This window comes from Syntrophomonas sp. (assembly GCF_028707975.1).
Lineage (GTDB): Bacteria > Bacillota > Syntrophomonadia > Syntrophomonadales > Syntrophomonadaceae > Syntrophomonas.
Genome location: NZ_JAQVZX010000109.1, coordinates 1 through 5,558 on the forward strand (window position 1 = coordinate 1; position 5,558 = coordinate 5,558).

The 5,558-nt window shown below is 45.2% G+C and carries 5 protein-coding genes; 4 read left to right on the forward strand and 1 reads right to left on the reverse strand.

Annotation, left to right across the window (positions count from 1 at the left end):
• On the reverse strand, positions 1–619 hold a 619-nt coding region (locus tag PHP87_RS10410; RefSeq protein WP_299921092.1), incomplete at its 3' end, for a hypothetical protein.
• A 455-nt stretch (positions 620–1,074) separates the two neighbouring features.
• Between PHP87_RS10410 and PHP87_RS10415 the strand changes: the two genes are divergently transcribed.
• The 4 genes from PHP87_RS10415 to PHP87_RS10430 are packed head-to-tail and all read left to right on the forward strand — an operon-like array spanning position 1,075 to position 5,254.
• Positions 1,075–2,964 (forward strand): aldehyde ferredoxin oxidoreductase family protein, encoded by a 1,890-nt coding sequence (locus PHP87_RS10415; protein ID WP_299921094.1) that lies wholly within the window; start codon positions 1,075–1,077, stop codon positions 2,962–2,964.
• Between the two features lie 43 nt (positions 2,965–3,007).
• A complete protein-coding gene (locus tag PHP87_RS10420) occupies positions 3,008–3,514 on the forward strand; it encodes a 4Fe-4S dicluster domain-containing protein (protein ID WP_299921096.1) in 507 nt (168 codons plus the stop codon).
• Between the two features lie 5 nt (positions 3,515–3,519).
• Positions 3,520–4,758 (forward strand): FAD-dependent oxidoreductase, encoded by a 1,239-nt coding sequence (locus tag PHP87_RS10425; protein ID WP_299921098.1) that lies wholly within the window; start codon positions 3,520–3,522, stop codon positions 4,756–4,758.
• 19 nt (positions 4,759–4,777) lie between these two features.
• Positions 4,778–5,254 (forward strand): 4Fe-4S dicluster domain-containing protein, encoded by a 477-nt coding sequence (locus PHP87_RS10430; protein ID WP_299921100.1) that lies wholly within the window; start codon positions 4,778–4,780, stop codon positions 5,252–5,254.
• The last annotated feature ends 304 nt before the right edge of the window (positions 5,255–5,558 follow it).

A 5,558-nucleotide genomic window follows, 5' to 3' on the forward strand; every position in this document is an offset into this window, starting at 1 on the left:
AGGTATCGGCAATATATTCCTCAGGTGATTTATTATCCAATATATCGGATTCGCCGAACAAATATACATCAAAAACTGCGGTAACAGAACCATCAGGATTATTAGATATCCTGGCTAAATAGTGCGGCTCAGACCCGTGAAAATCCCAGCCGGTCGGAAGGTAGCTGTCACCATTAGCATCGTATGTAAAATAAGAGGTATCTATGTTAATCGAAAGGGTACGATTAATGTGCTTTTCGGTGAAGGTATTAATATTGGCCAGCTTTACAGCTCCGGAATCCTCTTGCCAACCTGCCTCCAAAGCTTTCATATAACCAAATAACAACAGTTCTTCTGCCGGGATCTTTTCCGGCAGTGAAAAATCACTGAAAAAGCGCATGTTATCGAGTTCTTTGAGCAAGTAATAGTATTTTGTTCTTAACTTAAGCTGTTCTGAGGATAATTTTTGCTGGTTCATTTGGCCGTCTTCGCTGGTATTTTGCATTTTGCTGGGCTTATTAGTATCGGGTGTAATTAATGTTAGTTTGGGATTAGCATTTATTAAGACTGCCACCACCCCTATTGTTATAACAGCTAATGATAAAATGATGCCGATAATAACTTTTTTCTTATGGAGCACATCAAACCCTCACTTTGTTGTTTAAGTAATGAAGGGGATATATTTGGTACGAAATCTTTGACAATTATACGCTTTTTAGAAGTCATGCTTTCATCCTGGGGGAGGCTGGACTGAAAAACTTAGCCTGTTAACAACCTCCACAACAATATGCCGGAGAGTATGTCGGAATAAAGCTACGGCCAGTGGTTGGCTCCAATAGACACCGGTAACGCCCCAGAAGGAAGCACACCTAATGTTTCCAAGAACCCCTTAGGGACGGTTTTGGTGGATATTAAAACGAAGTTGCTTTGAGAAGTGTTTGTAAATCCCCATTTATGAATATATAATTGGTATACAATCTAATTTAATTCGCTTTATAAATATGGGCTTTACATATAATTGTTATTTTGCTGATTGATTAATATACGAGGCGAAAAGATAACTGCCTTGATAATGAAGAGAAGGGTGGGGAGTTTATGTTTGGCTATGCCGGAAAAATGCTGGAAGTTGATCTGAGTACTCAAAAAATAAAGACAAGAAAGCTCGAGCCGGACCTTGCCAGGGACTATATAGGCGGGATCGGATTTAATGCCCGGATATTATATGATGAGATACCCGCAGGCGCTGATCCTCTCGGCCCTGACAATGTTTTGGTATTCAGTGTCGGCTGTTTAGTCGGAACACCGTTCCCGACCGCTTCGCGTATGGAAGTCTCAGCCAAATCCCCGTTAAGCGATGGATTTGGATCATCAAATTCCGGCGCCTTTTTAGGCCTTCGCTTGAAATGTGCCGGTTATGACGGGTTGATTATCAAAGGCCAGGCGCAAAAACCTGTATACCTTTTAATCGAAGAAGATACGACCGAAATCAAAGAAGCTTCTTTCATATGGGGAAAAGATGCATGGGAGAGTATAGACCTGCTTAAAGCTCGCCACTATGGAGCTGAAATTATGTTAATCGGTCAGGCCGGGGAAAACCTGGTGCGCTTTGCCAGTATTGAAAACGGATATTATGATGGATTTGGGCGTACCGGGATGGGGGCGGTCATGGGCTCCAAAAAGCTAAAGGCAGTAGTTGTTAGAGGGTCAAAACCAATAGTACCCGCTGATCCCCAAGGGGTCTTGGAGTTAAGCGCCAAAGGACAAAAGTTGATAAAATCGGCATCTTCTTACCAGGCATTTTGTGCTTATGGGACCATGAATGCCACCATTCCCTACGGTGGATTCAATGCTTTATCAGTACACAATTATTCCCGGGGGACTTTACCGGATTGGAAGCAAAAAGCCGGGCGGCAAATAGTAGATATATACGGCAGCCGGCATATTGCCTGTCAATCATGCATCATTGCCTGTGGGCATTTGGCAGAAATAAACGAAGGCAAATACGCAGGTACGCTGGTAAAGGATATGGAGATTACCCCCACGGTATCCTATTCGTCAAATGTCGGTCTGAGTACGGAAGCTTCCATCAAATCCAGCGAGCTGTGCCAGCGTTACGGTATCGATATGTCCAGCTCAGGGAGCGTAATTGCTTTTGCCATGGAACTCTATCAAAAAGGTATCATCAACAAGGATGATGTGGGTTACGAGCTTGCTTTCGGGGATGATGACGCTGCCTTTGCCTTGCTTAGGGATATATCTTTGCGGCAGGGAATCGGGGATATTCTGGCTGAAGGGGTAAAAAGGGCAGCAGAACACTGGCCGGGAGCAGATGATTATGCCATTCATGTCAAGGGAGTGGAGGTGCCCATGATCGATCCCCGCGGGCGCTGGTCAACCTGGACCTTAGGCATGCTTACCAATATTCGGGGCGGGGATCATCTACGCTGTCGCAATCCGGTTGAAAATTTGCGTTATAATGAAAACCTGCATTATTACCAAAAAGAGAGATTTGGATTTAAGAAGCCCATGTATGACCGCCTGGATATGCCTGAAAATTTAAAATCCGCAGCTATAGACCTGGAAAGTGATACGGTTGATATTGCCATTATGTCCAAATGGGCGGAAGACCTGATTAATCTATACAACTCGGTCGGTATATGTATTCGACCGCCGGTAATGGAAACTATAGGACCCACTATTCTGGCAGAGCTGTATACTTGTATGACCGGGATACCTATGAGTCCGGATGAACTGATGATGGGTTCGGAAAGAGCCTGGAATCTTATGAAACTATTCAACATCCGGCATGGAGAGGTTGCCAGTGATAGCAAGTTCCCGCGCCGCTTTTACCGTGAACTCCAGTCCGGTAATATTGTGGATGAAGATAAAGTGCAGGCTGTTTTGGAGCAATACTGGCAGGCCCGGGGCTGGGATTCCGGTACTGGTCATCCTTTGCCGGAAACAGAAAAAAGACTCGGTATTTAATCCATACCCCGGGATTAGTGATTAGCTGGTGGAGGAGAAGAGTATGAAGCAGAAAAGATTATATCACAATGCTTCGCTTTGCGATGGCTGTGGCCTTTGCCAGTTGGTTTGCGCGCTTGAGCACTGTGGGCAGTGGAATCATTATCAAAGTCGCATCAAAATTGTTAATGATATGGAAAGAGAAGCTTTCTATGCCGTGTGTTGCACCCAATGTGAGGAAGCGCCATGCATTTTGACTTGCCTGATGAACACCATTTACAAGCAACCGGGCAGTGATATAACTGTTCGTGATTTATATCACTGCATAGGATGTCGTGCTTGTGAATTAGCTTGCCCGTTTGACGCAGCCGTATTCGATGTCATTCAGGAAAAAGTGGTTAATTGTGATTTGTGCGGAGGAAGGCCGCTATGTGTTGAATATTGCCCCAATCATGCCTTGACTTATGACTACCCGGGGGATCAAGCAGATAAAAAACGCAATCAGGCAGCTTTGCAAAGGTTTGGAACCTCCTTGCTTGAGGTCTTTAAGTTTTCCGGGAAGGAGGGTTAAGTGTTTTGCGTATAATCATTATCGGCAATGGTGCAGCTGGCAATCAGGCGGCCCAGACCATCCAGAATTACGATCCGGAAGCCGAAATTACCATACTGGGCGCTGAATCAATACCCTTCTATTCCGCATGTGCCTTGCCCGATTATCTGGTCGGTTGGATCAAACGCGACCAGCTTTTCCTTAGAAGTTCGTTAGATCGACACCGGGTTGAAATATGCCTGGGCCAGGCGGTTGAGGATATCAAACCTGACCGTCAGGCAGTAAGCGCCGGTGGAAAGTTGCTGTTTTATGACCGCTTAATCATAGCTTCCGGCAGCCGGCCGATACTGCCGAATATTCCTGGAACAGAGCTGCCTGGTAATTTTGTCATTAAATCTGTTTACGATATTGACCGAATTCTCTCTTACAACCCCAGGCGCATTGCGGTAATCGGATCAGGAAACATTGGTATTGAAGTGGCTGAGGCGCTTGCATCCAGGGGATGTCAGGTAAGCATTATCGAGATGATGTCCCGCATAATGCCGCGTTTATTTGATGAGCAACCGGCCATGCTAATAAGAAATATATTGGAGGAAAATGGCGTTGAGATACACACCGGTGAAAAAGCCCGGGAAGTAATTGGCAAAAATAGAGCTGAAGGACTGATTACCGACTGCCGTAGAATTAGCTGCGATGCTGTAATCTGGGCGGCCGGCGTTCGTCAGAATACGGAACTGGCCAGAGCAGCGGGAATAGAAATAGGTGGCCTGGGCGGAATAAAGGTGGATTTGCAAATGAAAACCAGCCATCCTGCAATATATGCCTGCGGAGATTGCGTTGAGACCTCGGATTTGCTTACCGGCAAACCCGCTTTGTGTTTGCTGTGGTCTTGCGCGAAAGCTCAGGCAGAAGTTGCGGCTCGAAACTGCCTTGGGGAGGAGATTATTTACCCGGGAGCGCTCAAGCTAATTGCTGAAGAAGCATATGGGAAGCCCTGCATGGCTGCTGGCCTGCTGGAAGAAGAACTGGACAGAACCGGGCTAAAGATTATTGAGAAAGAGACGGAGAATACTTACCATCGTATCTTGATCAAGAACGAGCGAATAATGGGTATTCAAGCAGTTGGCAGCATGGAAGCTATGGGGCCTCTACTTTACTTCATGAAAAAAATGATTGCGCCATCCGAGATAAAACGGATTATAAACAGCCCTGCGCTGTTGAAGAATATGCCGTGGATGCTGGCGATAGACAAATACTGGCAATAACAACGGAGGAGGTTGGGAAATGAATACGCAGGGATTTTTTATTGATTATTATAAATGTGTGGGTTGTGGAACCTGTGAGATGGTGTGCTCATTAGTCCACGAAAATGCCTGTTCCCCTGCTCTTTCTCGAATCAGGATAGTCCGTTACCGTCGGGAAGCATTAAATGTTCCGGTTACCTGTGCTTTTTGTGAAAAACCGCCCTGTTTGGACGTGTGCCCGGTAGGGGCTATAACTAAAAACCATGAGACTGGTGATGTAAGCATTCGAGCCGAGCTTTGCATTGGTTGCCGCCAATGCGCTCAGGCTTGCCCGTTCGGACATATGAACTTTAATGCAGCGAAGGGTATAGCTTTTAAGTGCGATCTCTGCGGAGGCGATCCTCAGTGTGTTAAGTTCTGCTGGACTGGTGCCATTGAGTATGTGGACAGCGAAATTGCAGTGGATATTAAACGTAGTGATTTTGCAGACAGTGTATTGCAACAACACGATAAGTAGAAGATAATCCTCATATTAATCAGATTTAATTTAACGCCTTTCGCCTTTTTCACCAAAAGTAGATGCTATATGTTAAATGTAGAATAAGTGTCCTCTTGTTAACTTGCAGAATTTATTTTTCAACTATATCAGCTAACCACATATCGAGTTATTACTGCATCCTACCAGGCTAAACACCATTACCAGAGCTAAAACTAAAGATACTTTTGCCACGCTACCAAAATTAATCAGAAAGTGGATATAAAGGTGGATGGCCGGTAGAAATAGGAAGCAAGATTGTATCAACCGCAGCTATTAAGATGGC